Origin of the sequence: Streptomyces monashensis, assembly GCF_001866665.1 — a bacterium.
Lineage (GTDB): Bacteria > Actinomycetota > Actinomycetes > Streptomycetales > Streptomycetaceae > Streptomyces > Streptomyces monashensis.
This window is the reverse complement of record NZ_MLYO01000007.1, coordinates 22,462-46,410: the sequence shown is the minus strand read 5'-3', so window position 1 is coordinate 46,410 and position 23,949 is coordinate 22,462. Positions and strand designations below refer to the sequence as shown.

Below are 23,949 nucleotides of genomic sequence, written 5' to 3'. Positions count from 1 at the left end.
TCACGTTCACGACCGCTGGGTGACGGCGATGCACACGAGCACGGCGACAGCAGTCAGGGGAGCGGCGGCCGTGAAGTGCTCGCCCAGCAGCAGCGCCGACCACACCAGTGTGAGCAGCGGCTGCGCCAACTGCAACTGGCTGGCCCGCGGGACGCCGATGACCGCCATGCCCCGGTACCAGACGACCAGGCCGAGGAACTGCGAGCCCAGCGCCACCCACAGCAGGCCGGCGATCCCGTGCCAGGCGAGGTGCACGGGCTCGTACGCCAGCGCCACCGCGGCGGCCGGGACGGTCAGCGGTGCGCACAGCACCAGCGCCCATCCGATGACCTGCCAGCCCGGCATCACCCGGGCCAGCCGCCCGCCCTCGGTGTATCCCGCCGCGCACACCAGCAGGGCCCCGAAGAGATAGCCGTCGGCGGCGGTGAGCGAGCCGCCGCTCTGGGCGACGGTGAAGGCGACCACGGCCGCGGCGCCCGCGAGCGCGGCGAGCCAGAAGCGGCGCGAGGGGCGGCTGCCCGTGCGCAGCGCCGAGAACACGGCGGTGGTCAGCGGCAGCAGCCCCACCACGACGGCGGCGTGCGCGGTGGTGGAGGTCCGCAGGGCGAGCGTGGTCAGCATCGGGAAGCCCAGCACGACACCGGCCGCGACGACGGCGAGCCCGGGCAGATGCCGCCGCTCCGGCAGGGGGACGCGCAGAGCGAGCAGACAGCCGCCCGCGACGAGCGCCGCGAGGACGCAGCGCGCGGCCACCAGCGACCAGGGGCCGAACCCCTCCAGGCCCCAGGCGGTGGCCGGGAAGGTGAGGGAGAAGGAGGCGACGCCGAGGAAGGCCAGGGCGGTGCCGACGCCACCCCGCTCCTGCGGGGCGGTCACCGCTATCGGGGCGGATGCAGTAGCGCTACTCTGTGTCTTCATGTACCAGCGTAGCAGCGTCAATGAACTGGCAGAAGCGCTCCGACGGGACCTCGATCGCTACCCTCCGAATGGAAAGCTCCCGTCGAGCCGGGCCCTGGTCGAGCGGTTCCGGGTGAGCCCGGTGACCGTCTCGCGGGCCCTCGCTCAGCTCGCCGCGGAGGGGCTGGTGGTCACCCGGCCCGGCGCCGGTGCCTTCCGCGCCCGGCCCCGCGCGGCCGTGACCCCGGCCGGGGACACCTCCTGGCAGGAGGTCGCGCTGAGCGCCGACAACGCCCCCGAACTCGTCCCGCGCACGGTGGACGCCTCCGGGGTCACGGTCTCGCTGGCCGCTCCGCCGCCCGGGGTGCTGGAGTTCAGCGGCGGCTATCTGCACCCCTCCCTCCAGCCGGAGCGCGCCATGGCGGCGGCCCTGGCCCGGGCCGGGCGCCGGCCGGGTGCCTGGGGGCGGCCGCCGCTGGAGGGGCTGCCGGAGCTGCGGGAGTGGTTCGCGCGCGGCATCGGCGGGGCGGTCACCGCGGCCGAGGTGCTGATCGCGGCCGGCGGCCAGTCCGCGCTGGCCACCGCCCTGCGCGCGCTCGCTCCGCCCGGCGCCCCCGTCCTCGTGGAGTCACCGACCTACCCCGGCATGCTGGCCATCGCCCGCGCCGCCGGACTGCGCCCGGTCCCGGTGCCGGTCGACCCCGACGGCGTACGGCCCGAACTGCTCGCGGACGCCTTCCGGGCGAGCGGTGCCCGGGTGTTCGTCTGCCAGCCCCTGTTCCAGAACCCGACCGGTGCCGTGCTCGCCCCCGAGCGCCGCGCCGAGGTGCTGCGCATCGCCCGTGAGACGGGCGCGTTCGTCGTCGAGGACGACTTCGTCCGGCGCCTCGTGCACGCCGACGCGGGCCCGCTGCCCCGCCCGCTGGCCGCCGACGACCCGGACGGTGTCGTCGTGCACGTCGGCTCGCTGACCAAGGCGACCTCGCCCAGCTTCCGGGTCAGCGCCCTGGCCGCGCACGGGCCCGTGCTGGAGCGGCTGCGCGCCATCCAGGTCGTGGACAGCTTCTTCGTGCCCCGGCCGCTCCAGGAGGCGGCCCTGGAACTCGTCGGCTCCCCGGCCTGGCCCCGCCATCTGCGGTTCATCTCAGCCGAGTTGAAGGAGCGCCGCGACGCCATGACCGCCGAGCTGGCCCTGCGGCTGCCCGAACTCGCCCTGCCGCACATCCCGTCCGGCGGCTACCACCTCTGGCTGCGCCTGCCCGACGGCACCGACGAGACCGCCCTCACCGCGGCCGCCCTGCGCGCGGGCGTCGCCCTCACCCCCGGCCGCCCGTACTTCAGTGCCGAACCCCCCGCCGCCCACCTCCGGTTGAGCTTCGCGGCCGTCGCCGGCACCGGAGAGATCACGGAGGGCGTACGGCGGCTGCGGGCGGCGTGTGCCGAGGTGCTCTGAGCGCTCCGCTGGACGTGCCGCGATGTGCCGTCGGTCATCCGCGGGTCCGTCGTGGCCGGTCGCGCCCACGCGGCGGAGCCGCATATCGAGGGAGCCCCGCGCCCCTTCGGGACGCCGCCGAACCGCACCGGACCGGCCGCCACGGACAACTCTGCGATGATCACCCGATGAACGACACTCCCGCCCTCCCTGGCGGCTACGAGTTCTGCGCCGACACCGCCCGCGTCGACGTCGACCGCGTCCACCGGTGGCTGTCGACCGACGCCTACTGGGCGGTCGGCCGCCCCCGCGAGAAGCACGAGCAGGCGATGGCGGGTTCGCTGAACTTCGGCGTGTACGAGCGGACCTCGGGGGAACAGGTGGCGTACGCGCGCGTGGTCACCGATCAGGCGCTGTTCGCGTGGCTCGCCGATGTGTACGTCGACCCGTCGGTGCGCGGCAAGGGCGTCGGCACGGCGTTCGTCTGCCGCATCCGCGACCACCTGAAGCCGTACGGCCTGCGCCGCATGCTGCTCGCCACCGAGGACGCCCACGGGGTCTACGAGAAGGCGGGCTTCCGGCCGCTGGACCACCCCGACAGGTGGATGCTCCACCCCCTCGGGTGAGGACGGGCGCGGCGAGGTTCTCGTGAAGAAGTCCGGCGTCGGCATCCACACGGTCGTCGTATCTCACAGGGGACACCCCTTGACCCGTTCTCCCCGACGGCACACCATCACCGCATGCCACTGAGGGTGACGTTCGTCGCCGCCGCGCGCAGCGCCCCGCTGCTCGCGGAGCGGTTCGACGACGACCGGCCGCTGGACCGGTCCGGCTGGGACGAGGTGCAGCGCGCCGCCGGGGAGCTGCTGCCGCTGGCCGGTGCCGAGCTGCGCTACTGCTCGCCGACCCCGCGCAGCCGGGCCACGGGCGACGTGCTCGGGTACACGCCCCTGGTCCAGCCCGCGCTGCGGGACTGCGACATGGGCCGCTGGCGCGGGCTGACCCTGGGTGAGGCGATGGCCCGCGAGCCGGCGGCGGTGGACGCCTGGCTGGCCGATCCGCGCGCCACCCCGCACGGCGGGGAGTCCCTGCTGGCCTTCATCTCCCGCGTCGGCGGCTGGCTCGACACCCGGCCGGCGCAGGACGGCGGCCGGATCGTCGCCGTCGCCGAACCCGGCGTCGTCCGCGCGGCCCTGGTCTACGCCCTGAAGGCGCCGCCCGCGAGCTACTGGAACATCGACGTGCGCCCGCTGTCCACGACCACCGTCACCGGCCGCGCGGGCCGCTGGAACCTCCGCTTCGACGGCGTGTCCGCTCAGCCCTCCCGCGCGTAGTCGGTGGTCAGCAGCAGGTCCTTCGCGGGGCCGCCGACCCGCCACACCGTGCGCCAGTGGTCCGCGTCCCGCACGGTGAACTCGCCCCGGTAGAGGTCGGCCGCGCACGGGTGGTCGGCGACGAACCGCCCGGTCGTGAGGTCCAGCTCGTGGAACGGGCGCCCGTCGGCGAAGCGCACGTCCGCCGTGCCCGGCGCCGCCCCCGGCAGGAAGCGCAGCGTCCGGGTCGCGGACCGGGTCGTGCCCCGCCAGGTGAATTCCCCGGACTCCTCGTGCAGCAGCCCGCCGGCGCCGTCCAGTGTGCTGAAGACGGTCACCCCGGAGAAGTGCCCCGCGTCACCGCTCGTCAGATCCCGCACGCTCCGCTCGACGCGCCAGCGCCCGGCCAGATGGGCCAGCACGTCGGCGACCGGCCAGTACCGCTGCTGCACGTCCATGCGTCGAGCCTACGGGGCACGGTGCCCGCCCATTGACGTGTTCACACCCCTCCTCTTGCGGTGTGTTCGAAGTGTGTTCACCCCCCGAAGTACTTCTGGGCCGCCCGGACGCCCTCCGCCAGCGCGTCCACCTCGGCCGGGGTGTTGTAGACGTAGAAGCTCGCCCGGGTCGTCGCGGGGATGCCGTAGCGCCGCACGATCGGGCGGGCGCAGTGGTGGCCGACGCGGACGGCCACGCCCCGCTCGTCCAGCACCTGGCCGACGTCGTGCGGGTGGATGCCGTCGACCGTGAAGGAGACGGCCGAGCCCCGGTCGGTGACCTCGGCGGGGCCGACGATCCGCACACCCGGGATCTCGGCGAGCAGGGCCAGGGCGCGGGCGGTGAGCACCTCTTCGTACGCCGCCACCTCCGCCATGCCGAGGCGCTCCAGGTACTCCACCGCCGCCGCGAGCCCCACCGCCTGGGTGGTCATCGGCACGCCGGCCTCGAAGCGCTGGGGCGGCGGCAGGAAGGTGCTGCGGTCCATCTCCACGATCTCGATCATCGAGCCCCCGGTGAGGAACGGCGGCAGGTCCGCGAGCAGTTCCGCCCGGCCCCAGAGCACGCCGACCCCGCTCGGGCCGAGCATCTTGTGCCCGGAGAAGGCGAGGAGGTCCGCGCCCAGCTCCGTGACGTCGACCGGGCGGTGCGGCACCGACTGGGCGCCGTCCACGACCACCAGCGTGCCGAACGCGTGGGCGCGGTCGGCCAGTTCACGCACCGGGTTGAGCGTGCCGAGGACGTTGGACTGGTGGGTGAGGGCGAGCACCGTGGTGCGCTCGTCGAGCAGCTCGTCGGCCCGGGACAGATCGAGCCGCCCCTCGTCGGTCAGCCCGAACCAGTCGAGCCGCGCCCCGGTCCGCTCGGCGAGCTGCTGCCAGGGGACCAGGTTCGCGTGGTGCTCCATCTCGGTCACCACGATCCGGTCGCCCGGGCCGAGCCGGCCGGAGTTGCCCAGCGCGTAGGCGACGAGATTGATGCCCTCGGTGGTGTTCCGGGTGAAGACCACCTCGTCGGCGGCGGCCCCGATGAACCGGGCGACGGTCGCCCGGGCCTGCTCGTACGCCTCCGTCGCCTCGCCCGCCAGCTGGTGCGCGCCGCGGTGCACGGCCGCGTTGCGGGTCAGGGCGAAGTCCCGCTCGGCGTCGAGGACCTGGAGGGGCTTCTGGGTGGTGGCCCCGGAGTCCAGGTAGACGAGCGGGACGCCGCCGTCCAGGGTCCGCTCCAGGATCGGGAAGTCCTTGCGCAGCGCGTCCACGTCGAAGGCCACGACGGTTCACCTCTCACGGTTTTTGATTCGATTCTCCGTGAGGCACGCTAACCGCATCTCACGGAGAATCGCAAGGATTGCCATGAGAGGCGGCTAGCATGGGGACCGTGGATCACGAGGCCCCCGTCTATCTGCACCAGCTCCCGGTCCCGGGCGAGGACCGGTACGTCTCGCTGGCGCTCGTCAACACCCGGTTCACCGTCAGCCACGGCCGCGTCGACCTGCTCGACGACGCCGATGCCGCCCGTCTGTGGCTCGTCCGGCACGCGCTGCTGTCCGACCGGGTGGAGCTGAACGGCAGGCAGTCCGGCCGGCTGCGCGCCCTCCGTGAGGCGCTGCGCACCCTGTTCGAGGCCCGCGCCGCCGCAGCGCCTCCGGCCCCCGACGCCCTCGACGCCCTGAACACCGCTCTCGCGGCCGCCCCCGCCACCCCGCGGCTCGTCTGGACCGCCGACGGCCCCCACCGCGCCGACGTCCCCGACACCGGCAACCCGGCCGCCGCCGCCCTCTCGCTCCTCGCCGAGGACGCCACCGACCTGCTCACCGGCGCCGACGCGGGCCAGCTCACCGAGTGCGCCGCCCAGGGCTGCGCCCGCTGGTTCCTGCGCTCCCACGGCGCCCGCCGCTGGTGCACCACCAAATGCGGCAACCGCGTCCGCGCGGCCCGCGCCTACGCGGCCCGCAAGGGTGCGGCTCCGTGACACGGCCGCTCGGGCATGGTGCCGCGAACCGGGCAGGTCCCGCGCGGGCGGCGAAAGTAATTGCATAAAACTGCGGCGCTACGTATAGTCATGCCATCACGAGGAGGATGGACATGGCGGTACGTGCGGCGGTGGCCGGAGCGAGCGGGTACGCGGGCGGAGAGGTCCTGCGGCTGCTCCTCGCGCACCCCGAGGTCGAGATCGGTGCCCTGACCGGAAACTCCAACGCCGGCCAGCGGCTCGGCGCGCTCCAGCCACACCTGCTGCCGCTGGCCGACCGCGTCCTGACCGAGACCACGGCCGAGGCGCTCGCCGGACACGACGTCGTCTTCCTGGCGCTGCCGCACGGGCAGTCCGCCGCGGTCGCCGAGCAGCTCGGCCCCGATGTCCTCGTGGTCGACATGGGCGCCGACTTCCGGCTGAAGGACCCGGCCGACTGGGAGCGGTTCTACGGCTCCGCGCACGCCGGCACCTGGCCCTACGGCCTGCCCGAACTGCCGGGTGCCCGCGCCGCGTTGGAGGGGTCCAAGCGCATCGCGGTGCCCGGTTGCTACCCCACCGCCGTCTCCCTCGCCCTGTTCCCGGCCTACGCGGCCTCACTCGCCGAGCCCGAGGCGGTGATCGTCGCCGCGTCCGGCACCTCCGGCGCGGGCAAGGCCCCCAAGCCGCACCTGCTCGGCAGCGAGGTCATGGGCTCCATGACGCCGTACGGCGTCGGCGGCGGCCACCGGCACACCCCCGAGATGATCCAGAACCTCAGCGGCGTGGCGGGCGAGCGGGTCGCGGTGTCCTTCACGCCGACCCTCGCCCCGATGCCCCGCGGCATCCTCGCCACCTGCAACGCAGCGGCGAAGCCCGGTGTCACCGCGGAGTCCGTGCGGGCCGCCTACGAGAAGGCCTACGCCGACGAGACGTTCGTCCACCTGCTCCCCGAGGGCCAGTGGCCCGCGACGTCGTCCGTCCACGGTTCCAACGCCGTTCAGGTGCAGGTCGCGTACGACGAGGCCATGGGCCGCATCATCGCGATCAGCGCCATCGACAACCTCACCAAGGGCACCGCGGGCGGTGCCGTCCAGAGCATGAACATCGCCCTGGGTCTCGACGAGACCACCGGGCTGACGACGATCGGAGTCGCGCCGTGAGCGACGCACGTGCAGCCGCCGGGCGGCAGACGACTGGGGGCACCTTCCAGGCCCTTGAGGCACTGGGGGAGAAGGCCGCACCGCTGCGCTGCACGGGCGGAGAAGCGAACAAGGAGACACAGTGAGTGTGACGGCAGCCAAGGGATTCGCGGCGGCGGGCGTCGCCGCCGGGATCAAGGAGAACGGCAACCCCGACCTGGCCCTCGTGGTCAACGACGGACCGCGCCGCGCCGCCGCCGGTGTCTTCACCTCCAACCGCGTGAAGGCCGCGCCGGTGCTGTGGTCCGAGCAGGTCCTCAAGGCGGGCGAGCTGACCGCGGTCGTCCTCAACTCAGGCGGCGCCAACGCCTGTACGGGCCCCAAGGGCTTCCAGGACACCCACGCCACCGCCGAGAAGGTCGCCGAGTCCCTCAACACCGCGGGGCACGACCGGACCGGCGGCCACGCCCCCGGCCAGGTCGCCGTCTGCTCCACCGGCCTGATCGGCGTCCTGCTGCCGATGGACAAGCTGCTGCCCGGCGTCGACAAGGCCGTCGCCCAGCTCAGCCCGCACGGCGGCGAGAAGGCCGCGATCGCCATCAAGACCACCGACACCGTCCACAAGACCTCCGTCGTCACGAAGGACGGATGGACCGTCGGCGGCATGGCCAAGGGCGCCGGCATGCTCGCGCCCGGCCTCGCCACCATGCTCGTCGTCCTCACCACCGACGCCGACCTCGACAGCGCGACCCTGGACCGCGCCCTGCGCGCCGCCACCAGGGTCACCTTCGACCGCGTCGACTCCGACGGCTGCATGTCCACCAACGACACCGTGCTGCTGCTCGCCTCCGGCGCCTCCGGCGTCACCCCGCAGTACGAGGAGTTCGCCGAGGCCGTACGGACCGTCTGCGACGACCTCGGCCGGCAGCTCATCGGCGACGCCGAGGGCGCCAGCAAGGACATCAAGGTCGAGGTGATCAACGCGGCCAGCGAGGCGGACGCCGTCGAGGTGGGCCGCTCCATCGCCCGCAACAACCTCCTCAAGTGCGCGATCCACGGCGAGGACCCCAACTGGGGCCGCGTCCTCTCCGCGATCGGTACCACCGGCGCCGCCTTCGAACCGGACCGGCTGAACGTCGCCATCAACGGCGTCTGGGTGTGCAAGAACGGTTCCGTCGGCGAGGACCGCGACCTGGTCGACATGCGTTACCGCGAGGTGCGCGTCACCGCCGACCTCGCCGCGGGCACCGAGACCGCGACCATCTGGACCAACGACCTGACCGCCGACTACGTCCACGAGAACAGCGCCTACTCCTCATGACCTCGACGCGCAAACACACCGCGCTCCCCAAGGCCCAGATCCTCATCGAGGCCCTGCCCTGGCTCACCCGGCACAACGGCAGGACCGTCGTCATCAAATTCGGCGGCAACGCCATGGTCGACGAGGAGCTGAAGGCCGCGTTCGCCCAGGACGTCGTCTTCCTCCACCACGCCGGCCTCAAGCCCGTCGTCGTGCACGGCGGCGGCCCGCAGATCAGCGCCGCCCTCGACCGGCACGGCATCGTCAGCGAGTTCAAGGCGGGCCTGCGCGTCACCACCGAGGACGCCATGGACGTCGTACGGATGGTGCTGGCGGGGCAGGTGCAGCGGGAGCTGGTCGGCCTGCTCAACCAGCACGGCCCGCTGGCCGTCGGCCTGACCGGCGAGGACGCCCACACCATCACCGCGACCAGGCACATCCCCGAGATCGACGGCGAACCGGTCGACATCGGCCGGGTCGGCGAGATCACCGACATCGACACGGGCGCGATCGACGCCCTGCTGGCGGACGGCCGTATCCCGGTCGTCTCCTCCATCGCCCGCAGTCAGGACGACGGACATGTCTACAACGTCAATGCTGATACGGCGGCTGCGGCACTCGCTGCTGCTCTGGGCGCCGAAACCCTCATGGTCCTCACCGACGTCGAGGGACTCTACGAGGACTGGCCGAACTCCGACGAGGTGATCAGCCGTCTCACCGCTTCCCAACTGGAGAAGCTGCTGCCGGAGTTGAGCTCCGGCATGGTGCCGAAGATGGAGGGCTGCCTGCACGCGGTACGCAACGGCGTGCGGACCGCCCGCGTCATCGACGGCCGGGTCCAGCACTCGATCCTGCTGGAGATCTTCACCGACGAAGGCATCGGCACCATGGTCGTGCCGGACGGACAGGGGGAGCCATGAGCAACCAGGAGCTGACCGCGCGCTGGCAGGGCGCGCTCATGAACAACTACGGCACGCCCCGGCTGCCCCTGGTGCGCGGTGCGGGCCTGAAGGTGTGGGACGCCGAGGGCCGCGAGTACCTCGACTTCGTCGGCGGCATCGCCACCAACGCCCTCGGCCACGCCCATCCGGCGATCGTGGAGGCGGTGAGCCGGCAGATCGGCTCCCTCGGCCACATCTCCAACTTCTTCATGGCCGAGCCCACCGTCGCGCTCGCCGAGCGGCTGCTGCAGCTCTTCGGCCGCGAGGGCAGGGTCTTCTTCTGCAACTCCGGCGCCGAGGCCAACGAGGCCGCCTTCAAGATCGGCCGGCTCACCGGGCGGACCCACGTCGTCGCCACCGAGGGCGGCTTCCACGGCCGTACGATGGGCGCCCTCGCGCTCACCGGACAGCCCGCCAAGCAGGACCCGTTCCGGCCGCTGCCCGGCGACGTCACCCACGTCCCCTACGGCGACGCGCAGGCGCTGGCCGCCGCGGTCACCGAGGAGACCGCCCTGGTGGTCATCGAGCCGATCCAGGGCGAGAACGGCGTGGTCGTCCCCCCGGCCGGCTACCTCAAGGCCGCCCGCGCGATCACGGCCGCCACCGGCGCCCTGCTGGTCCTCGACGAGGTGCAGACCGGCATCGGCCGCACCGGCACCTGGTTCGAGTACCAGGCCCACGAGGGCGTGCTCCCCGACGTCGTCACCCTGGCCAAGCAGCTCGGCGGCGGACTCCCGCTCGGTGCCACGGTGGCCTTCGGCCGGGCCGCCGAACTGCTCCGCCCCGGCCACCACGGCACGACCTTCGGCGGCAACCCGGTCGCCTGCGCCGCCGGACTGGCCGTCCTCGACACCATCGCGGGCGAGGGCCTGCTGGAGAACGTCAAGCGGCAGAGCGCCGCGCTGCGCGAGGGAATCGAGGCGCTCGGCCACCCGTTGATCGATTGTGTTCGGGGTGCCGGCCTGCTGCTGGGTATCGTGCTCACCGGGCCGCGCGCACCGCAGGTGCAGCAGGCGGCCCAGGAGGCCGGGTTCCTGGTGAACGCGCCCGCCCCGGACGTCGTACGGCTCATGCCGCCGTTGAACCTCCGCGACGACGAGGTGGGTGCGCTGCTCCAGGCGCTGCCCGGCATCCTCGACGCAGCGGACCCGAAGCACGGGGACGGACGATCCGGAGAATGAGACGACGATGAGCGAGGCGCAGGACCACGAGCAGACGGCGGGCGCCGGGCCCGCCGTACCGCAGACCCGCACCGCACGGCACCGCCGGATCGTGGACATCCTCAACCGGCAGCCGGTGCGGTCGCAGAGCCAGCTGGCCAAGCTGCTCGCCGACGACGGGCTGAGCGTCACCCAGGCGACGCTCTCCCGGGATCTCGACGAGCTGAACGCGGTGAAGATCCGCAACACCGACGGCGACCTGATCTACGCGGTGCCGAGCGAGGGCGGATTCCGCACGCCGCGCGCGCCGCTGGGCGAGTCGGCCAAGGAGGAGCGGATGCGGCGCCTGTCCCAGGAGCTGCTGATCTCCGCCGAGGCCTCCGCCAACCTCGTGGTCCTGCGCACCCCGCCGGGCGCCGCCCAGTTCCTCGCCTCGGCCATCGACCAGGCCGAACTGCACGACATCCTCGGCACCATCGCCGGTGACGACACCCTGATGCTGATCAGTCGGCACCCGACCGGCGGTCAGGCGCTGGCGGACCACATGCTGCAACTGGCGCAGAACGGGCACTGAGCCGGGGAGCGGCGGGCGGGGCGAGCACGGCCGGTGAAGCGGACAGGCGGGAGCAGCCGTCGTCGTCAGCCCAGTCTCGCCGCCAGTCCTGCGGTGCAGCGCACCTCGTCGCCGGCTGTGATCAGCAGGGCCTCGATGTCCGGCAGGGACTCCAGCCAGGCCAGACCGGCCCGCGAGCCCATCGCGAACGCCGCCGTGGCCCAGCAGTCCACCCAGGTCAGACGGGGTCCCACGACCGTCACCGCCACCAGGTCCGTCACCGCCGGCCGTCCGGTGCGCGGATCCACGATGTGGGCGCCCCGCTCGGCCGTCCCCGACGTCGCCACGGACAGTTCGTCCACCCCCGTCGTCGAGATCACCGCCGCGAGCCCGCCCGGCCGGAGCGGATCGGCCACCCCGACCCGCCACGGGCGCTCCCGCTCCGGAGCGCCGAGCAGCTGTACGTCACCGCCGCCGTTCACGCTGACCCCGCACACCCCCTCCACCTCCGCCAGCAGCCGCGCCGCCCGTTCGGCGGACCAGCCCTTGACGATGCCGGTGGGGTCGAGCGAGCCCTGGTAGCGAGGGCTGAACCAGCCCTCGCTCACCCGCTCCGCCTCGGCCGCGAGGTCCAGCACCTCGGCCATCTCGGGAGCGCAGTCCGCGAGGGTCAGCTCGCCCCGGGCCAGCCGGCAGACCTCGCTGTCCTCGCGGTAGGTGGAGAACAGCGCGTCGACCCGGTGCAGGCCCGCGACCGCCTCGGCGAGCGCGGCCCGCACCGCGTCGGGTTCCCCGCCGCGGACGTCGACGGAGAAGACGGTCCCCATGACCTCCTCCGCGTGACGCACCGCGGCGGGAGCCTCGGCCGGCCCGGTCATCGCCTCAGCCACCGGCCTGGTCCAGCGCCGACTGGAGCGACTGCCGGTAGCCGGTGCTGGTGTAGGTCGCGCCCGACACCGTGTCGATGTGCGCGGTCCCGGCCGCGACCGCCTCCTGGTTCAGCTTCGGGACGGCCATCGCGGTCTTCTGGTCGCTGAGGCCGCCCTTGGGCGCCTGCACCGCCGACGCCTGCGTGATCCTGCCGCCGCTCATCGTGATCCGCACCTGCACGGGGCCGTACTGGGTCTGCGCGACCTTCCCGGTGACGGTGACCGAACGGGCCTGCGCGGCACCGGAACCGGACCTGGCCCCGGATGCGGCGGGGGACGACGCCGAGGGCGCGGGCGCCGCAGCGGACTTCATCCTGTCCAGCGCCGACTGGAGCGACTTCTTGTAGCCGTTGCTCGTGTACGTCGCCCCGGACACCGCGTCGATCTGCGCGCTCTGCGCCGCCACGGCCTCCTGGTTCAGCTTCGGGACGGCCATCGCGGTCTTCTGGTCGCTGAGCCCGCCCTTGGGCGCCTGCACCGCCTCCGCCTTGGCGATCTTCCCGCCCGCGACGGTCAGCCGCACCTGCACGGTGCCGTACTGCGTCTGCGTCGCGTCCCCCGTCACGGTGCCGCCGGCCGCACCGGCCGGCCGGGTGGCGCCCTGGGGCGACTGCCGCGCCCCGGCGGCCTGCTGCGGCGCCGTACCCGCCGCGGCCGCCGTCGGATCCGACGACGGTTTCAGCGACAGCAGCAGCACGACACCGGACACGGTCGCGGCGGTGGCCAGGACGACCCGTCGGACCGGGTGGCTCTTCCTCATGTCTCCGTAGCTCCCGCTCACATCTCGAAGGACTCGTGATGGATGCGGCGGGCGGGAACCCCCGCACCGCGCAGTGCCTCGTACACCGACTGCGCGAACCCGGCCGGTCCGCACATGAAGACATCGTGCCGCTCGATGTCCGGGATCTTCCGCTCCAGGCTCTCCGCGGAGATGTCCGGGCGCTCGCCCTCCGGGCTGTTCACCGCGTACATCAGCCGGGCGCCCCGCTCGTCGGCGATCTTCGCCAGCTCGTCCCACAGGGCCAGATCCTGGGTCGTGTTGGCCCGGTACAGCAGGGTGATGTCACCCGCCGCGCCCGGCAGCGTCTCGAACAGCGCCCGCATCGGCGTGATCCCGACCCCGCCCGCGACCAGCAGCACCTTGCCCCGGCTGCGGCGCTGCGCGGTCATCGCCCCGTACGGCCCCTCGGCCCACACCCGGGTGCCGGGCGTCAGCTCGCGCAGCCGCTCGCTGTGGTCGCCGATCGCCTTCACGGTGATCCGCAGCATGTCCGGACGGGGCGCCGCCGACAGGGAGTACGGGTGCGAGCTGAAGCGCATCCCGGGCGCCAGGAACCGCCAGCGGAAGAACTGGCCCGCCTCCGCGCCCATCCGGTGCAGCTTGCGCCCGCCGATCAGCACCGACACGATGCCCGGCGTCTCCTCGATGACCGCCTCGACCCGCATCCGGTGCTTCAGGTTCAGCCGGATCGGGGTGAGCACCCGGTACCAGAGCACCAGCGCGGTGACCGTGCCGTACAGGCCGTACCAGAAGGTCTTGGCCATCGGCTGGACCGCGAAGTCGTTGCCGGTGGTGAGCTGGTGCCAGTACGTCAGGAACACCGCCGCGTACGTCAGCAGATGGACGTGGTACCAGGTGTCGTACGGCATCCGGCGGCGCACCGGGCCGATCGAGGTCAGCCCGATCAGCACGAACAGGCCGGTGCCGATGGCCGCCTTGCCGACATCGGGCAGCTGGTTGATCGAGTCGATCGTCTGCTGGACGATGTCGTTCAGCGACTTGCCCGCCTGGCGCGCGTACCCCCACATCGTGAGGAAGACGTGCGCGACGATCAGGCAGAGCGTGTAGCGGCCGCTCATCGCGTGCCAGCGGGAGACCCGGTCCGAGCCGACCCGCCGCTCCAGCGCCGGGACGCGCGCCATCTGGAGCACGACCAGCGCCATCAGATAGCCGGCGAGCAGGCCGGTGATCCGGCCCGCGTTCAGGATGCGGCCGGTGTCGTCGGCGACGGACGGCGTGTTGTGCCACCACAGCCACAGCACCGCCGCCGCGCCGGCCCACACCGCGAGCAGCAACGGGACGGCCGGCGAGCGGCGCGGGCGGATGCGGCGCATCGTCTGACGGCGGGCGGCACGGCCGCCGGCGAGGGTGGTGCTCACGGTTCCTCCGTGGGGACTCGGGGGAGTCGGCCCTTGGCCCTCAGATACGTGCCGCATGCGCCGCGTGTTCAGCGGCCCGCCGAGTCCAGCGCGGACTGGAGGGACTGCCGGTAGCCGGTGCTGGTGTACGAGGCGCCCGACACCATGTCGATCTGCGCGCTCTGCGCGGCCAGCGCCTCGCGCCGCAGCTGGGGGAGCGCGTAGCTGTTGATCTCCTGGTCGCGCGGGTTGTCCTGCGGGTACTGCACGGCCGTCACGTCCGTGATCCTGCCGCTCTTGATCGTGACCCGCACCTGGACCGGACCCCAGCGGGTCTGGACGGTCTCACCGGTCACGGTCCTGTCGCCGGTGCTCCTGCCCGAGGCGGCGCCGCCGCCCGAACCGGTACCGCTCGAAGACGCCGAGGGGGCCGAACCGCTGGACACCGCGGGCGATTTGGCGCCGGTCGAGGCCAGTGTGGGACTCGTGTGCGGCTTCAGCGCCAGCAGCAGCACCATCCCGGACACCGTCGCGGCACCGGCCAGCACGATCCGGCGCAGCGGACGGTTCTTCTTCAAGGCGTGCACGTCAGGGTCCTCACAGCTCGAACGACTCGTGGTGGATACGGCGGTCCGGCACCCCGGCCGCCCGCAGCGCCTCGTACACGTCCTGCATGAAGCGATGCGGGCCGCAGAGGTAGACGTCGTGGCCGGCGATCCCGGGGAACGTCGCGCGCAGCGACCCGGCCGAGATGTCCGGCCGCTCCCCGCCCGCCCCGTTCAGCGCGTACAGCACCTGCGCGCCGCGCCAGCGGGCGATCGCCTCCAGCTCGCCGCCCAGCGCCAGGTCCTCGGACCCGCGCGCCCGGTACAGCAGCGTGACCTCGCCGGGCAGCGTCTCGAACAGCGCCCGCAGCGGGGTGACACCGACCCCGGCCGCGATCAGCAGCGAACGGTGGCTGGTGGCGCGGTCGGCGGTCAGGGAGCCGTAGGGACCCTCGGCCCACACCCGGGTACCGGGCCGCAGCAGGGCGACGCCCGCGCTGTGGTCGCCGAGCGCCTTGACGGTGATCCGCAGCCGGTCCGGGCGCGCCGGCGCCGACAGGGAGTACGGCGTCGACGTCCAGCTCAGGCCCTCGGCGAGGAACCGCCAGCGGAAGAACTGCCCCGGCCGCGCGCCGAGCTCGTCCAGATGCCGCCCGCGCACGACGACCGAGTACACACCCGGTGACTCCGTGTGGACCGAGTCCACACGCAGCTGGTGTCGCCGGTTGAGCCGCACCGGGGCGAGGATCCGGAACCACAGCACCAGGGCCGCGACGCCCAGGTACAGCGCGTACCAGAGCGCCGTCGGCACCGGCTGCCCGTTGAACTCGTTCCCCAGCGACACCTGGTGGAAGAAGACCAGGAAGACGGCCGCGTAGGTCAGGAGGTGGACGTAGTACCAGAACTCGTGGCTCGTCCGGCGGCGCACCGCGCGGGCCGAGGTGATGCCGACCGCGAAGAGGACCAGCGTGCCGGCCGTGGCCTTGAGCATGTCCGGGTAGTCCAGGACGACGCTCACCGTCTCGTGCCACAGCGAGGCGTGGTCCTGGGCCGCGTACCCGGCGAGGATCAGCCCGATGTGCACGGTGAGCAGGCACACCGTGTAGCGGCCCGCCATGGCGTGCCAGCGGGCCACCCGGTCCGAGCCGACCCGCTTCTCCAGCAGCGGCACCCGCGCCATCAGACCGACCAGCACCGCGCAGGCGTACCCGCACAGCAGCCCGGCGAGCCGCCCGGCGCCGGTCAGCCAGCCGGCCGAGCCGACCACGGACCCGGTTCCGGTCCACCAGAGCGCCGCCGCGCCCGCCGCGCCGGCCCACAGCACGGCCAGCACGGGTCCCGCGGGGGAGCGCCGGGCGGCCACGGGCACGGGCGGGGCCGTCCGTCGCGTATCGACCGAGGTCATAGGTTCAACGCCCTTTCGTCCGTCATGCCCGGCCACTGTGCCCGCCGAATCTCTGAGCCACCTCTGAGCCACCCCTCTGACCAGGGCTTTCGACAGCAGACTCAGAGGGGTTTCTCATCCGGCGTTCAGCGGGGCGGGGCGGGCGGCGCCGGGGCGGCGGTGAGCGCACTCACAGAAAACTCAGAGGTCAGGCGGTACACCGCAGCCGCCGGCAGGGGTGATGCTGGGAGGCGCGATGAACACGACCCGTTCCGGCCGCCCGGCCCTCACCCGCCCCGACGGCACTCCGCTGCGCGTCCTCGTCGTCGACGACGACCCCGACCTCGCGGAGGTGCTCACCGGCGCCCTGCGCTACGAGGGCTGGGAGGTGCGCGCCGCCGGCGACGGCGTCTCGGCCCTCAGCACCGCACATGACCTGCTGCCGGACGCCGTCGTCCTCGACGTGATGCTCCCCGACACCGACGGCTTCACCGTGCTGCGCGGGCTGCACGAGGTGAAGCCCGACGTCTGTGTGCTCTTCCTCACGGCACGGGACGCGGTGGAGGACCGGATCGCCGGCATCACCGCGGGCGGCGACGACTACGTCACCAAGCCCTTCAGCCTGGAGGAGGTCGTCGCCCGGCTGCGCGGACTGCTGCGCCGCGCGGGCATGGCCCGCCAGCTGGAGGACGGGCCGCGACTGGTCGTCGGCGACCTGGTGATGGACGAGGAGGCCCGCGAGGTGACCCGGGCCGGCGAGCTGGTCGAACTGTCGCCGACCGAGTTCGAACTCCTCCGCTTCCTCATGCGCAACCCGCGCCGCGTGCTCAGCAAGGCGCAGATCCTCGACCGGGTCTGGTCCTACGACTTCGGCGGCCGGGCCCATGTGGTCGAGCTGTACATCTCCTACCTGCGCAAGAAGGTCGACGCGGGCCGCGAGCCCATGATCCACACCGTCCGCGGCGCGGGCTATGTCCTCAGACCGGCGACCCGCTGATGTCGTCGCTGCCACGGTTCCTGCGCCGCCTGCCCCGCCCCCGTACCCTGCGCGCCCGGCTCACCGCCGGGCTGGTCGTGCTGCTCGCGATCAGCTGCGCCGCGGTCGGCGTGGCCGCCGTCGTCGAACTGAACGGCTTCCTCACCCGCCGGCTCGACCAGCAGCTCCAGCAGACCGGCACGGCCTTCCCGCAGAGCCTGGAGCACGGCACCTACACACCCTCGAAGCCCTCGGACCACGACGGCGACGAGCACGGCGACACCCGCCGCCAGGCCGCCGAGACGTTCGGCGCCCGTCTGCTGGCCGGCCGGGTCACCAGCGCGGCCGTCGTACCGGCCAGCGACAGGCAGGACCTCAGCATCACGCTGACCACGCACGACCGCGCGGCCCTGGCCCGGATCCCGGTGGACGGCGCGGGCCACACCGTGTGCCTGTCGCGCCTGCGCGACTACCGCATGATGGCGTGGCGCGGCCGGGACGGCGACGTGCTGATCACGGGGCTGCCGACGGAGCCGGTGCGGGCCGTGGTCCAGCGCCTCGAACTGGTCGCGGTGGTCGTCTTCGGCCTGGCCCTGACCGCCGCCGGGGTGGCCGGGGCGCTCTGGGTCCGCTGGTCGCTGCGCCCGCTGAGCCGGGTCGCCGCGACCGCCACCCGGGTCAGCGAGCTGCCGCTGGCCACCGGCGAGGTGGTGCTGCCGCCGCGCGCCCCCGACCACGACCCGCGCAGCGAGGTCGGCCGGGTCGCCGCGGCGTTCAACCGCATGCTGCGCCACGTCGAGGACGCCCTGACGAAACGGCACGCCAGCGAGGAACGGCTGCGCCGCTTCGCCGCCGACGCCAGCCACGAGCTGCGCACCCCGGTCGCCTCGGTCCGCGGCCATGCCGAACTGGCCCTTCTCCACCCCGGCCCGGTGCCGCCCGAGGTCACCCGGGCCCTGGAGCGGATCAAGGCCGAGTCCTCACGCATGGGCGAGATGGTCGACGACCTGCTCCTGCTGGCCCGCCTGGACGCGGGCCGCCCGCTGGAGCGGCAGCCGGTGGACCTGACGCACCTGGTCCTGGACGCCGTCACCGACGCCCGCGCCGCCGGTCCCGACCACCGCTGGTCCATGGACCTCCCCGAGGACCCGGTCACGGTCCCGGGCGACGCCCACCGCCTCCACCAGGTGTTGGCCAACCTGTTGGCCAACGCGCGTTTGCACACACCTGTGGGCACCAAGGTGACGGTCATCCTGCAGCGCGACCCGGACGCCGCCGTCCTCTCCGTCCACGACGACGGCCCCGGCGTCCCCGAGGACGTCCAGCCGGGCGTCTTCGAACGCTTCACCCGGGCAGAACACCGCCGCCGCCCCGGCGCCTCCGGCGGCGGCGCGGGCCTGGGCCTGTCGATCGTGGCGGCCGTGGCGGAGGCGCACGGGGGAAGCGTGGGGCTGGAGAGCAGACCGGGGAGTACGACGTTCAGGGTGGTTCTGCCGGCCTGACGGTGCGCGAGGCGCTCAGTACCGGGTCACCGCGGTGGCGCCGCTGTCGGTCCCCACGGCGATGTGCGGCGACTTCTCGGGCCTGGCCCACTGAAGAATCCGCTGCATCGCATCCTCCGGCACCGACACACAACCGGCCGTGGCGCCCTGCCCGTTGACGTGCAGGAAGATGCCGGCGCCGCGTCCGCGCACCGGGCGGTCGTAGTTGAAGCCGATGACGAGGCCGTACGCGTACTGCGCGGTGTAGGAGACCAGGTGCTCGGACTCGGACGCCCGGCAGTCGGCCGGCAGGGGGTCGACCCACCGGTTGTACGACGACGAGTCGTTGTCCTGGCACCACCATGAACTGTCCTGCACCGCACGGTACGTGACGGCCGTGCCGCTCGGCGCCGCCTTGATGCCGAAGCCGAAGGGGAGGCCGTACAGCCCGGTCGGGGTCGTGTTCGTGCCCTGCTCGCGGGTGGCGCCCTCCGCCAGTCCGCTCGCGCCGAACCGTGCCGGTGCCGAGCCCGCCCGCACCCACTGCCCGTCCCGCAGGTCCCACCAGGTGACCGTGCCCGACGTCGAGTCGGTGCGCGGTGCCTGAGCGGTGATCAGCTGGGTGCCGCCGCCCGTGTCCGCCATCCGCGCGGGCAGCGGATCGGACTCGGATCCGGATCGGGCACCGGGGGCCGGGCCGGATCCGAGCAGGGCGAGCGAGGACGCGGAGACGAGGGCGAGGACGACACCGGGGCGCATGGCTCAGACGGTAGACGGGGGCAGCGGCAACGGCAGTCCGGGTAGGCCGTCCAGGCTAGTCGCCACGTGTTCCTTCTTCTCGAAGTACCGGCCCAGGGAGTCGTCGTCCTCGCGTGCGAAGCGCTTCTCGTGCAGGTCGCGGTCCTGCTCGTACGCCATGAAGGGGACGGCGTAACCGCAGGTGTCCCGCACCAGCTCGGCGTGGACGACGATGACGGCGCGCAGTCCGTGCGGGGTCGGGTCGATGCCCGGGAAATGGGCGAGCAGCTCGGGGAAGCGCGGGTCGTCGCGGAAGACCGGCTCGCCCCGGCCGTGGACGCGCACGATGTTCGGCGGGCCCTGGAAGGCACACCACATCAGGGTGATCCGCCCGTTCTCCCGCAGGTGGGCGATCGTCTCGGCGTTGGACCCGGCGAAGTCCAGGTAGGCCACGGTCAGTTCGTCGAGTACGGCGAAGGAGCCCCGGAGCCCCTTGGGGGAGAGGTTGACGGTGCCGTCGCCGGAGAGCGGGGCGGTCGCGGTGAAGAACAGGGGCTGCTCCTCGATGAACGTGCGGAGCCGGCCGTCGATGTGTTCATAGGTCTTTCCCATGTCTAACGATTATCGGGGAAACTCCTTCGCCTGTCTAAGGAATTGCGAGGATGCGGAGAGGTGAGGATGCGGAGAGGTGAGGACGTGGAGCCGTGAGGGCCCGGGGACCTGGGGAAGTGCGGGCATCTCGGGGCCGCCCCGGCCGGCGCTTGTCGGGGCGGCCCCGGGTGCCTGCTACCTCACTTCGTGAGTGTGCAGGCGGCGAGGGAGTCGAGGCCGGTGGGCTTGGTGCCCTTGCGGCCGATGGCGATGGCGATGCGGTCGATGGTGGAGACGCGTTTGTCCTTGAGGGGGCCGAGGATGGCGTTGTTGACGAAGTTGGGTCCGCCTTGGCCGACGGTTGTTTGCAAACGGTTGTTGGCTTCCTGGATCTGGGTCTGGAGGAGGGCGAGGTTGCGGGTGACCTCGGCCTGTGCGGAGGCGGGGACGGCCGGGAGCTTCGAGGCGACGTCCGGGCAGGTGATCGTCCCGGCCGCCGTGTTGCCGGTCGTCGCCGAGCCGCCGGACTGTCGGCTCGCCGAGACGCTCGGCGCGGCGTCGGCGCCGGCGTTCACGCCGCCCGCGTTGGCGTTGCCGCTGTTCGCGCTGCCCTTGTTCGTGCCGCCCCCGTTGAGTGTGCAGGCGGCGAGGGAGTCGAGGCCGGTGGGCTTGGTGCCCTTGCGGCCGATGGCGATGGCGATGCGGTCGATGGTGGAGACGCGTTTGTCCTTGAGGGGGCCGAGGATGGCGTTGTTGACGAAGTTGGGTCCGCCTTGGCCGACGGTTGTTTGCAAACGGTTGTTGGCTTCCTGGATCTGGGTCTGGAGGAGGGCGAGGTTGCGGGTGACCTCGGCCTGTGCGGAGGCGGGGACGGCCGGGAGCTTCGAGGCGACGTCCGGGCAGGTGATCGTCCCGGGGCTCGCCAGTGTGCGGGCGTTCGTCGCGCCGTCGTTCCCGCCGGGCGTCCCGGCGAGGGCCGAGCCCGCGATCACGGCGCCGGACAGCACCACGGCGGCAGTGCCGCCGATGAAGGCCACGCGACGCTTGTTGTACTTCGGGAGAGCCCTGGACATGCGGATGCCTCACTTGGTCAAGGGTGGGTTCAGCGGTGTGTGAGACGCGGCGCCTGCGTTCGGGTGGAAGTACGGGAAAGCGGTTGCCCGCGTTCACGACTCCCCTCAATTGACGAAACATGCAGAGCTCTGCATACTCATGCATGACAGGGGAATGGCCGTGTGAGGAGTAACCCGTGACCGAGCGCGTCGTACTCGCCTATTCGGGTGCTCTGGACACCTCCGTCGCCATCGGCTGGATCGCCGAGGAGACGGGCGCCGAGGTCATCGCCGTGGCGGTGGACGTCGGCCAGGGCGGCGAGGACCTGGACGTCATCCGCAAGCGCGCCCTCGCCTGCGGGGCCGTCGAGGCCGAGGTCGCCGACGCCAAGGACGAGTTCGCCGACGAGTACTGCCTCCCGGCGATCAAGGCCAACGCCCTCTACATGGACCGCTACCCGCTGGTCTCGGCACTCTCCCGGCCCGTCATCGTCAAGCACCTGGTCGCCGCCGCGCAGGAGCACGGCGCCACCACCGTCGCCCACGGCTGCACCGGCAAGGGCAACGACCAGGTCCGCTTCGAGGCCGGCATCGTCGCCCTCGCCCCCGGCCTGAAGTGCATCGCGCCGGTCCGCGACTACGCGATGACCCGGGACAAGGCGATCGCCTTCTGCGAGGCCAGGCGGCTCCCGATCGCCACCACGAGGAAGTCCCCGTACTCCATCGACCAGAACGTCTTCGGCCGCGCCGTCGAGACGGGCTTCCTGGAGGACATCTGGAACGCCCCGATCGAGGACGTCTACGACTACACCGCCGACCCCGCCGTCCCCCGCGAGGCCGACGAGGTGGTCATCACCTTCGAGGCGGGCGCCCCGGTCGCGATCGACGGCGAGGCCGTCACCGTCCTCCAGGCGATCCAGCGGCTCAACGAGCGCGCCGGCGCCCAGGGCGTCGGCCGGATCGACATGGTCGAGGACCGGCTCGTCGGCATCAAGTCCCGCGAGGTGTACGAGGCGCCGGGCGCGATCGCGCTGATCACCGCCCACCAGGAGCTGGAGAACGTCACCGTCGAGCGCGAACTCGCCCGCTACAAGCGGCAGGTGGAGCAGCGCTGGGGCGAACTGGTCTACGACGGCCAGTGGTTCTCCCCGCTCAAGCGCGCCCTGGACGGCTTCGTCGACGAGGCGAGCACGCATGTGTCCGGCGACATCCGGATGACCCTGCACGGCGGCCGCGCCGTCGTCACCGGCCGCCGCTCCGCGACCTCGCTCTACGACTTCGACCTCGCCACCTACGACACGGGCGACACCTTCGACCAGGCCGCGGCCAAGGGCTTCATCGACATCCACGGCCTGTCCTCGCGGATCGCCGCACGGCGGGACCTGCGGGCATAGCCTGGCGCCCGACCCGCACCACAACCGACCCACCCACCTTCTCTAGGAGCAGCGCAAGTGAGCAGCAACAGCGGTGACGTCCGGCTCTGGGGCGGCCGTTTCGCCGACGGTCCCGCCGAGGCCCTGGCCAAGCTGTCCGCGTCCGTCCACTTCGACTGGCGGCTCGCGCCCTACGACATCGCCGGTTCGCGTGCCCACGCGCGTGTCCTGAACAAGGCGGGGCTGCTCACCGAGGACGAGCTGACCCGCATGATCGACGGGCTCGACCGGCTGGAGGCCGACGTCGCCGCCGGCACCTTCACCGGCACCATCGCCGACGAGGACGTGCACACCGCCCTGGAGCGCGGCCTGCTGGAGCGTCTCGGCCCGGACCTGGGCGGCAAGCTGCGCGCCGGCCGGTCGCGCAACGACCAGGTGGCGACCCTCTTCCGGATGTACCTCAGGGACCACGCCCGCATCATCGGCGGCCTGATCGCCGACCTCCAGGACGCCCTGGTCGGCCTCGCCGAGGCCCACCCCGACGTCGCGATGCCGGGCCGCACCCACCTCCAGCACGCCCAGCCCGTGCTCTTCGCCCACCACGTCCTGGCCCATGTGCAGTCCCTGTCCCGGGACGCCGAGCGGCTGCGCCAGTGGGACGAGCGCACGGCCGTGTCGCCGTACGGCTCCGGCGCCCTCGCCGGCTCCTCGCTCGGCCTGGACCCGGAGGCGGTGGCGAAGGACCTGGGCTTCGAGCACGGCAGCGCCGGCAACTCGATCGACGGCACGGCCTCCCGCGACTTCGTCGCCGAGTTCGCCTTCATCACCGCGATGATCGGCGTGAACCTCTCCCGGATCGCGGAGGAGATCATCATCTGGAACACGAAGGAGTTCTCCTTCGTGACCCTGCACGACGCGTTCTCCACCGGCTCGTCGATCATGCCGCAGAAGAAGAACCCGGACATCGCCGAGCTGGCGCGCGGCAAGTCCGGCCGTCTGATCGGCAACCTGTCCGGCCTGATGGCGACGCTCAAGGCCCTGCCGCTCGCCTACAACCGCGACCTCCAGGAGGACAAGGAGCCGGTCTTCGACTCCTGCGACCAGCTGGAGGTGCTGCTGCCCGCCTTCACCGGCATGATGGCCACCCTCACGGTCAACCGCGAACGGATGGAGGAGCTGGCCCCGGCCGGCTTCTCGCTCGCCACCGACATCGCCGAGTGGCTGGTCAAGCAGGGCGTGCCGTTCCGCGTGGCGCACGAGGTCGCGGGGGAGTGCGTGAAGGTCGCCGAGGCCGAGGGCAAGGAGCTGGACGGACTCACGGACGAGCAGTTCGCGAAGATCTCCGCGCATCTCACGCCGGAGGTGCGCTCCGTGCTCAACGTCCCGGGCGCCCTCGCCTCCCGCAGCGGCCGCGGCGGTACGGCGCCCGGCGCGGTCGCCGTCCAGCTGGCGGAGCTCAAGGCGGACGTGGCGACGCAGCACGCGTGGGCCGAGGCAAAGAAGTGACGCGCGGGCGTCGCGGGTTACGTTGGTCGTCAGTCAGCCGACCGAACGG

The 23,949-nt window shown here is 72.7% G+C and carries 25 protein-coding genes; 14 read left to right on the top strand and 11 right to left on the bottom strand.

Translation table 11 applies throughout. The annotated features are described in order from the left end of the window. Window positions 1-6 precede the first annotated feature (6 nt). Window positions 7-918, bottom strand: coding sequence for a DMT family transporter (locus tag BIV23_RS00795; RefSeq protein ID WP_079172837.1), 912 nt, complete (start codon window positions 916-918; stop codon window positions 7-9). On the opposite strand from BIV23_RS00795, the gene BIV23_RS00790 reads away from it, so the two are divergent. From BIV23_RS00790 to BIV23_RS00780, 3 genes are all read left to right on the top strand, one after another. Then, a complete protein-coding gene (locus tag BIV23_RS00790) occupies window positions 917-2,350 on the top strand; it encodes an aminotransferase-like domain-containing protein (RefSeq protein ID WP_071378725.1) in 1,434 nt (477 codons plus the stop codon). The genes BIV23_RS00795 and BIV23_RS00790 overlap by 2 nt on opposite strands. A gap of 167 nt (window positions 2,351-2,517) precedes the next feature. Then, window positions 2,518-2,955, top strand: a complete 438-nt coding sequence (locus tag BIV23_RS00785) for a GNAT family N-acetyltransferase (protein WP_071378724.1) — start codon at window positions 2,518-2,520, stop codon at window positions 2,953-2,955. 114 nt (window positions 2,956-3,069) lie between these two features. After that, on the top strand, window positions 3,070-3,663 hold the full coding sequence (locus BIV23_RS00780; protein WP_071378723.1) for a histidine phosphatase family protein: 594 nt from the start codon (window positions 3,070-3,072) through the stop codon (window positions 3,661-3,663). Here the strand turns inward: BIV23_RS00780 and BIV23_RS00775 are convergent. Then, window positions 3,645-4,100 (bottom strand): DUF6314 family protein, encoded by a 456-nt coding sequence (locus BIV23_RS00775; protein ID WP_071378722.1) that lies wholly within the window; start codon window positions 4,098-4,100, stop codon window positions 3,645-3,647. The two genes, BIV23_RS00780 and BIV23_RS00775, sit on opposite strands and share 19 nt — an antisense overlap. 77 nt (window positions 4,101-4,177) lie before the next feature. Next, complete coding sequence (locus tag BIV23_RS00770; protein ID WP_071378721.1) at window positions 4,178-5,410, bottom strand: cysteine desulfurase; 1,233 nt, start codon at window positions 5,408-5,410, stop codon at window positions 4,178-4,180. A gap of 98 nt (window positions 5,411-5,508) precedes the next feature. Between BIV23_RS00770 and BIV23_RS00765 the strand changes: the two genes are divergently transcribed. The 7 genes from BIV23_RS00765 (at window position 5,509) to BIV23_RS00740 (ending at window position 11,207) form a co-directional block, all read left to right on the top strand. Continuing rightward, window positions 5,509-6,111, top strand: coding sequence for an ABATE domain-containing protein (locus BIV23_RS00765; RefSeq protein WP_245790267.1), 603 nt, complete (start codon window positions 5,509-5,511; stop codon window positions 6,109-6,111). A 113-nt stretch (window positions 6,112-6,224) separates the two neighbouring features. Next, window positions 6,225-7,253: an N-acetyl-gamma-glutamyl-phosphate reductase gene (argC, locus tag BIV23_RS00760; protein ID WP_071378720.1), complete on the top strand. Its 1,029-nt coding sequence runs from the start codon at window positions 6,225-6,227 to the stop codon at window positions 7,251-7,253. Further along, window positions 7,250-7,378: a hypothetical protein gene (locus BIV23_RS53045; RefSeq protein ID WP_281250069.1), complete on the top strand. Its 129-nt coding sequence runs from the start codon at window positions 7,250-7,252 to the stop codon at window positions 7,376-7,378. Before argC ends, BIV23_RS53045 begins: the two co-directional genes overlap by 4 nt. Then, window positions 7,375-8,553 (top strand): bifunctional glutamate N-acetyltransferase/amino-acid acetyltransferase ArgJ, encoded by a 1,179-nt coding sequence (gene argJ / locus BIV23_RS00755; RefSeq protein ID WP_071378719.1) that lies wholly within the window; start codon window positions 7,375-7,377, stop codon window positions 8,551-8,553. Before BIV23_RS53045 ends, argJ begins: the two co-directional genes overlap by 4 nt. Continuing rightward, the gene (argB, locus tag BIV23_RS00750; protein ID WP_071378718.1) at window positions 8,550-9,452 is read left to right on the top strand and encodes an acetylglutamate kinase; all 903 of its coding nucleotides are present in this window, start codon (window positions 8,550-8,552) and stop codon (window positions 9,450-9,452) included. The genes argJ and argB overlap by 4 nt, the downstream gene beginning before the upstream one ends. After that, window positions 9,449-10,654: an acetylornithine transaminase gene (locus tag BIV23_RS00745; RefSeq protein ID WP_071378717.1), complete on the top strand. Its 1,206-nt coding sequence runs from the start codon at window positions 9,449-9,451 to the stop codon at window positions 10,652-10,654. The genes argB and BIV23_RS00745 overlap by 4 nt, the downstream gene beginning before the upstream one ends. Before the next feature lie 7 nt (window positions 10,655-10,661). Continuing rightward, window positions 10,662-11,207, top strand: a complete 546-nt coding sequence (locus BIV23_RS00740; RefSeq protein WP_071378716.1) for an arginine repressor — start codon at window positions 10,662-10,664, stop codon at window positions 11,205-11,207. A 65-nt stretch (window positions 11,208-11,272) separates the two neighbouring features. Here BIV23_RS00740 and BIV23_RS00735 read toward each other — a convergent pair whose 3' ends face one another. From BIV23_RS00735 to BIV23_RS00715, 5 genes are all read right to left on the bottom strand, one after another. After that, window positions 11,273-12,064 (bottom strand): FAD:protein FMN transferase, encoded by a 792-nt coding sequence (locus BIV23_RS00735; RefSeq protein ID WP_071378807.1) that lies wholly within the window; start codon window positions 12,062-12,064, stop codon window positions 11,273-11,275. A gap of 4 nt (window positions 12,065-12,068) precedes the next feature. Then, entirely contained in the window at window positions 12,069-12,875 is an 807-nt protein-coding gene (locus BIV23_RS00730) for an FMN-binding protein (RefSeq protein ID WP_071378715.1), read from the bottom strand. A 17-nt stretch (window positions 12,876-12,892) separates the two neighbouring features. Next, entirely contained in the window at window positions 12,893-14,275 is a 1,383-nt protein-coding gene (locus BIV23_RS00725) for a ferredoxin reductase family protein (protein ID WP_071378714.1), read from the bottom strand. 68 nt (window positions 14,276-14,343) lie between these two features. Further along, window positions 14,344-14,841: an FMN-binding protein gene (locus tag BIV23_RS00720; RefSeq protein ID WP_071378713.1), complete on the bottom strand. Its 498-nt coding sequence runs from the start codon at window positions 14,839-14,841 to the stop codon at window positions 14,344-14,346. A 10-nt stretch (window positions 14,842-14,851) separates the two neighbouring features. Then, a complete protein-coding gene (locus tag BIV23_RS00715; RefSeq protein WP_071378712.1) occupies window positions 14,852-16,204 on the bottom strand; it encodes a ferredoxin reductase family protein in 1,353 nt (450 codons plus the stop codon). Window positions 16,205-16,439: 235 nt separating this feature from the next. On the opposite strand from BIV23_RS00715, the gene BIV23_RS00710 reads away from it, so the two are divergent. Both BIV23_RS00710 and BIV23_RS00705 read left to right on the top strand, forming a co-directional pair. Continuing rightward, window positions 16,440-17,180, top strand: coding sequence for a response regulator transcription factor (locus BIV23_RS00710; protein WP_071378806.1), 741 nt, complete (start codon window positions 16,440-16,442; stop codon window positions 17,178-17,180). Further along, entirely contained in the window at window positions 17,180-18,661 is a 1,482-nt protein-coding gene (locus BIV23_RS00705; protein ID WP_071378711.1) for a sensor histidine kinase, read from the top strand. Before BIV23_RS00710 ends, BIV23_RS00705 begins: the two co-directional genes overlap by 1 nt. 15 nt (window positions 18,662-18,676) lie before the next feature. Here the strand turns inward: BIV23_RS00705 and BIV23_RS00700 are convergent, their stop codons facing one another. The 3 genes from BIV23_RS00700 to BIV23_RS00690 form a co-directional block, all read right to left on the bottom strand. Continuing rightward, window positions 18,677-19,399: a L,D-transpeptidase family protein gene (locus tag BIV23_RS00700; RefSeq protein WP_071378710.1), complete on the bottom strand. Its 723-nt coding sequence runs from the start codon at window positions 19,397-19,399 to the stop codon at window positions 18,677-18,679. A gap of 3 nt (window positions 19,400-19,402) precedes the next feature. Beyond that, a complete protein-coding gene (locus tag BIV23_RS00695) occupies window positions 19,403-19,990 on the bottom strand; it encodes a pyridoxamine 5'-phosphate oxidase family protein (protein ID WP_071378709.1) in 588 nt (195 codons plus the stop codon). 179 nt (window positions 19,991-20,169) lie between these two features. Next, window positions 20,170-21,042, bottom strand: coding sequence for a hypothetical protein (locus BIV23_RS00690; protein WP_177239627.1), 873 nt, complete (start codon window positions 21,040-21,042; stop codon window positions 20,170-20,172). Between the two features lie 176 nt (window positions 21,043-21,218). On the opposite strand from BIV23_RS00690, the gene BIV23_RS00685 reads away from it, so the two are divergent. Together BIV23_RS00685 and argH are read left to right on the top strand one after the other, a co-directional pair. Next, complete coding sequence (locus BIV23_RS00685; RefSeq protein ID WP_071378708.1) at window positions 21,219-22,415, top strand: argininosuccinate synthase; 1,197 nt, start codon at window positions 21,219-21,221, stop codon at window positions 22,413-22,415. Between the two features lie 57 nt (window positions 22,416-22,472). Then, window positions 22,473-23,900 carry an argininosuccinate lyase gene (argH, locus tag BIV23_RS00680; protein ID WP_071378707.1) on the top strand — a complete coding sequence of 476 codons (1,428 nt, stop codon included), beginning with the start codon at window positions 22,473-22,475 and terminating at the stop codon, window positions 23,898-23,900. Window positions 23,901-23,949 lie beyond the last annotated feature (49 nt).

Bases quoted from the DNA above. Each gene is read 5' to 3' on its own strand.
- BIV23_RS00790 (WP_071378725.1), top strand. From the start codon at position 917: ATGTACCAGCGTAGCAGCGTCAATGAACTGGCAGAAGCGCTCCGACGG.
- BIV23_RS00795 (WP_079172837.1), bottom strand. From the start codon at position 918: ATGAAGACACAGAGTAGCGCTACTGCATCCGCCCCGATAGCGGTGACC.
- BIV23_RS00785 (WP_071378724.1), top strand. From the start codon at position 2,518: ATGAACGACACTCCCGCCCTCCCTGGCGGCTACGAGTTCTGCGCCGAC.
- BIV23_RS00780 (WP_071378723.1), top strand. From the start codon at position 3,070: ATGCCACTGAGGGTGACGTTCGTCGCCGCCGCGCGCAGCGCCCCGCTG.
- BIV23_RS00775 (WP_071378722.1), bottom strand. From the start codon at position 4,100: ATGGACGTGCAGCAGCGGTACTGGCCGGTCGCCGACGTGCTGGCCCAT.
- BIV23_RS00765 (WP_245790267.1), top strand. From the start codon at position 5,509: ATGGGGACCGTGGATCACGAGGCCCCCGTCTATCTGCACCAGCTCCCG.
- argC (WP_071378720.1), top strand. From the start codon at position 6,225: ATGGCGGTACGTGCGGCGGTGGCCGGAGCGAGCGGGTACGCGGGCGGA.
- argB (WP_071378718.1), top strand. From the start codon at position 8,550: ATGACCTCGACGCGCAAACACACCGCGCTCCCCAAGGCCCAGATCCTC.
- BIV23_RS00745 (WP_071378717.1), top strand. From the start codon at position 9,449: ATGAGCAACCAGGAGCTGACCGCGCGCTGGCAGGGCGCGCTCATGAAC.
- BIV23_RS00740 (WP_071378716.1), top strand. From the start codon at position 10,662: ATGAGCGAGGCGCAGGACCACGAGCAGACGGCGGGCGCCGGGCCCGCC.
- BIV23_RS00735 (WP_071378807.1), bottom strand. From the start codon at position 12,064: ATGACCGGGCCGGCCGAGGCTCCCGCCGCGGTGCGTCACGCGGAGGAG.
- BIV23_RS00730 (WP_071378715.1), bottom strand. From the start codon at position 12,875: ATGAGGAAGAGCCACCCGGTCCGACGGGTCGTCCTGGCCACCGCCGCG.
- BIV23_RS00715 (WP_071378712.1), bottom strand. From the start codon at position 16,204: ATGACCTCGGTCGATACGCGACGGACGGCCCCGCCCGTGCCCGTGGCC.
- BIV23_RS00710 (WP_071378806.1), top strand. From the start codon at position 16,440: ATGAACACGACCCGTTCCGGCCGCCCGGCCCTCACCCGCCCCGACGGC.
- BIV23_RS00705 (WP_071378711.1), top strand. From the start codon at position 17,180: ATGTCGTCGCTGCCACGGTTCCTGCGCCGCCTGCCCCGCCCCCGTACC.
- BIV23_RS00700 (WP_071378710.1), bottom strand. From the start codon at position 19,399: ATGCGCCCCGGTGTCGTCCTCGCCCTCGTCTCCGCGTCCTCGCTCGCC.
- BIV23_RS00695 (WP_071378709.1), bottom strand. From the start codon at position 19,990: ATGGGAAAGACCTATGAACACATCGACGGCCGGCTCCGCACGTTCATC.
- BIV23_RS00690 (WP_177239627.1), bottom strand. From the start codon at position 21,042: ATGTCCAGGGCTCTCCCGAAGTACAACAAGCGTCGCGTGGCCTTCATC.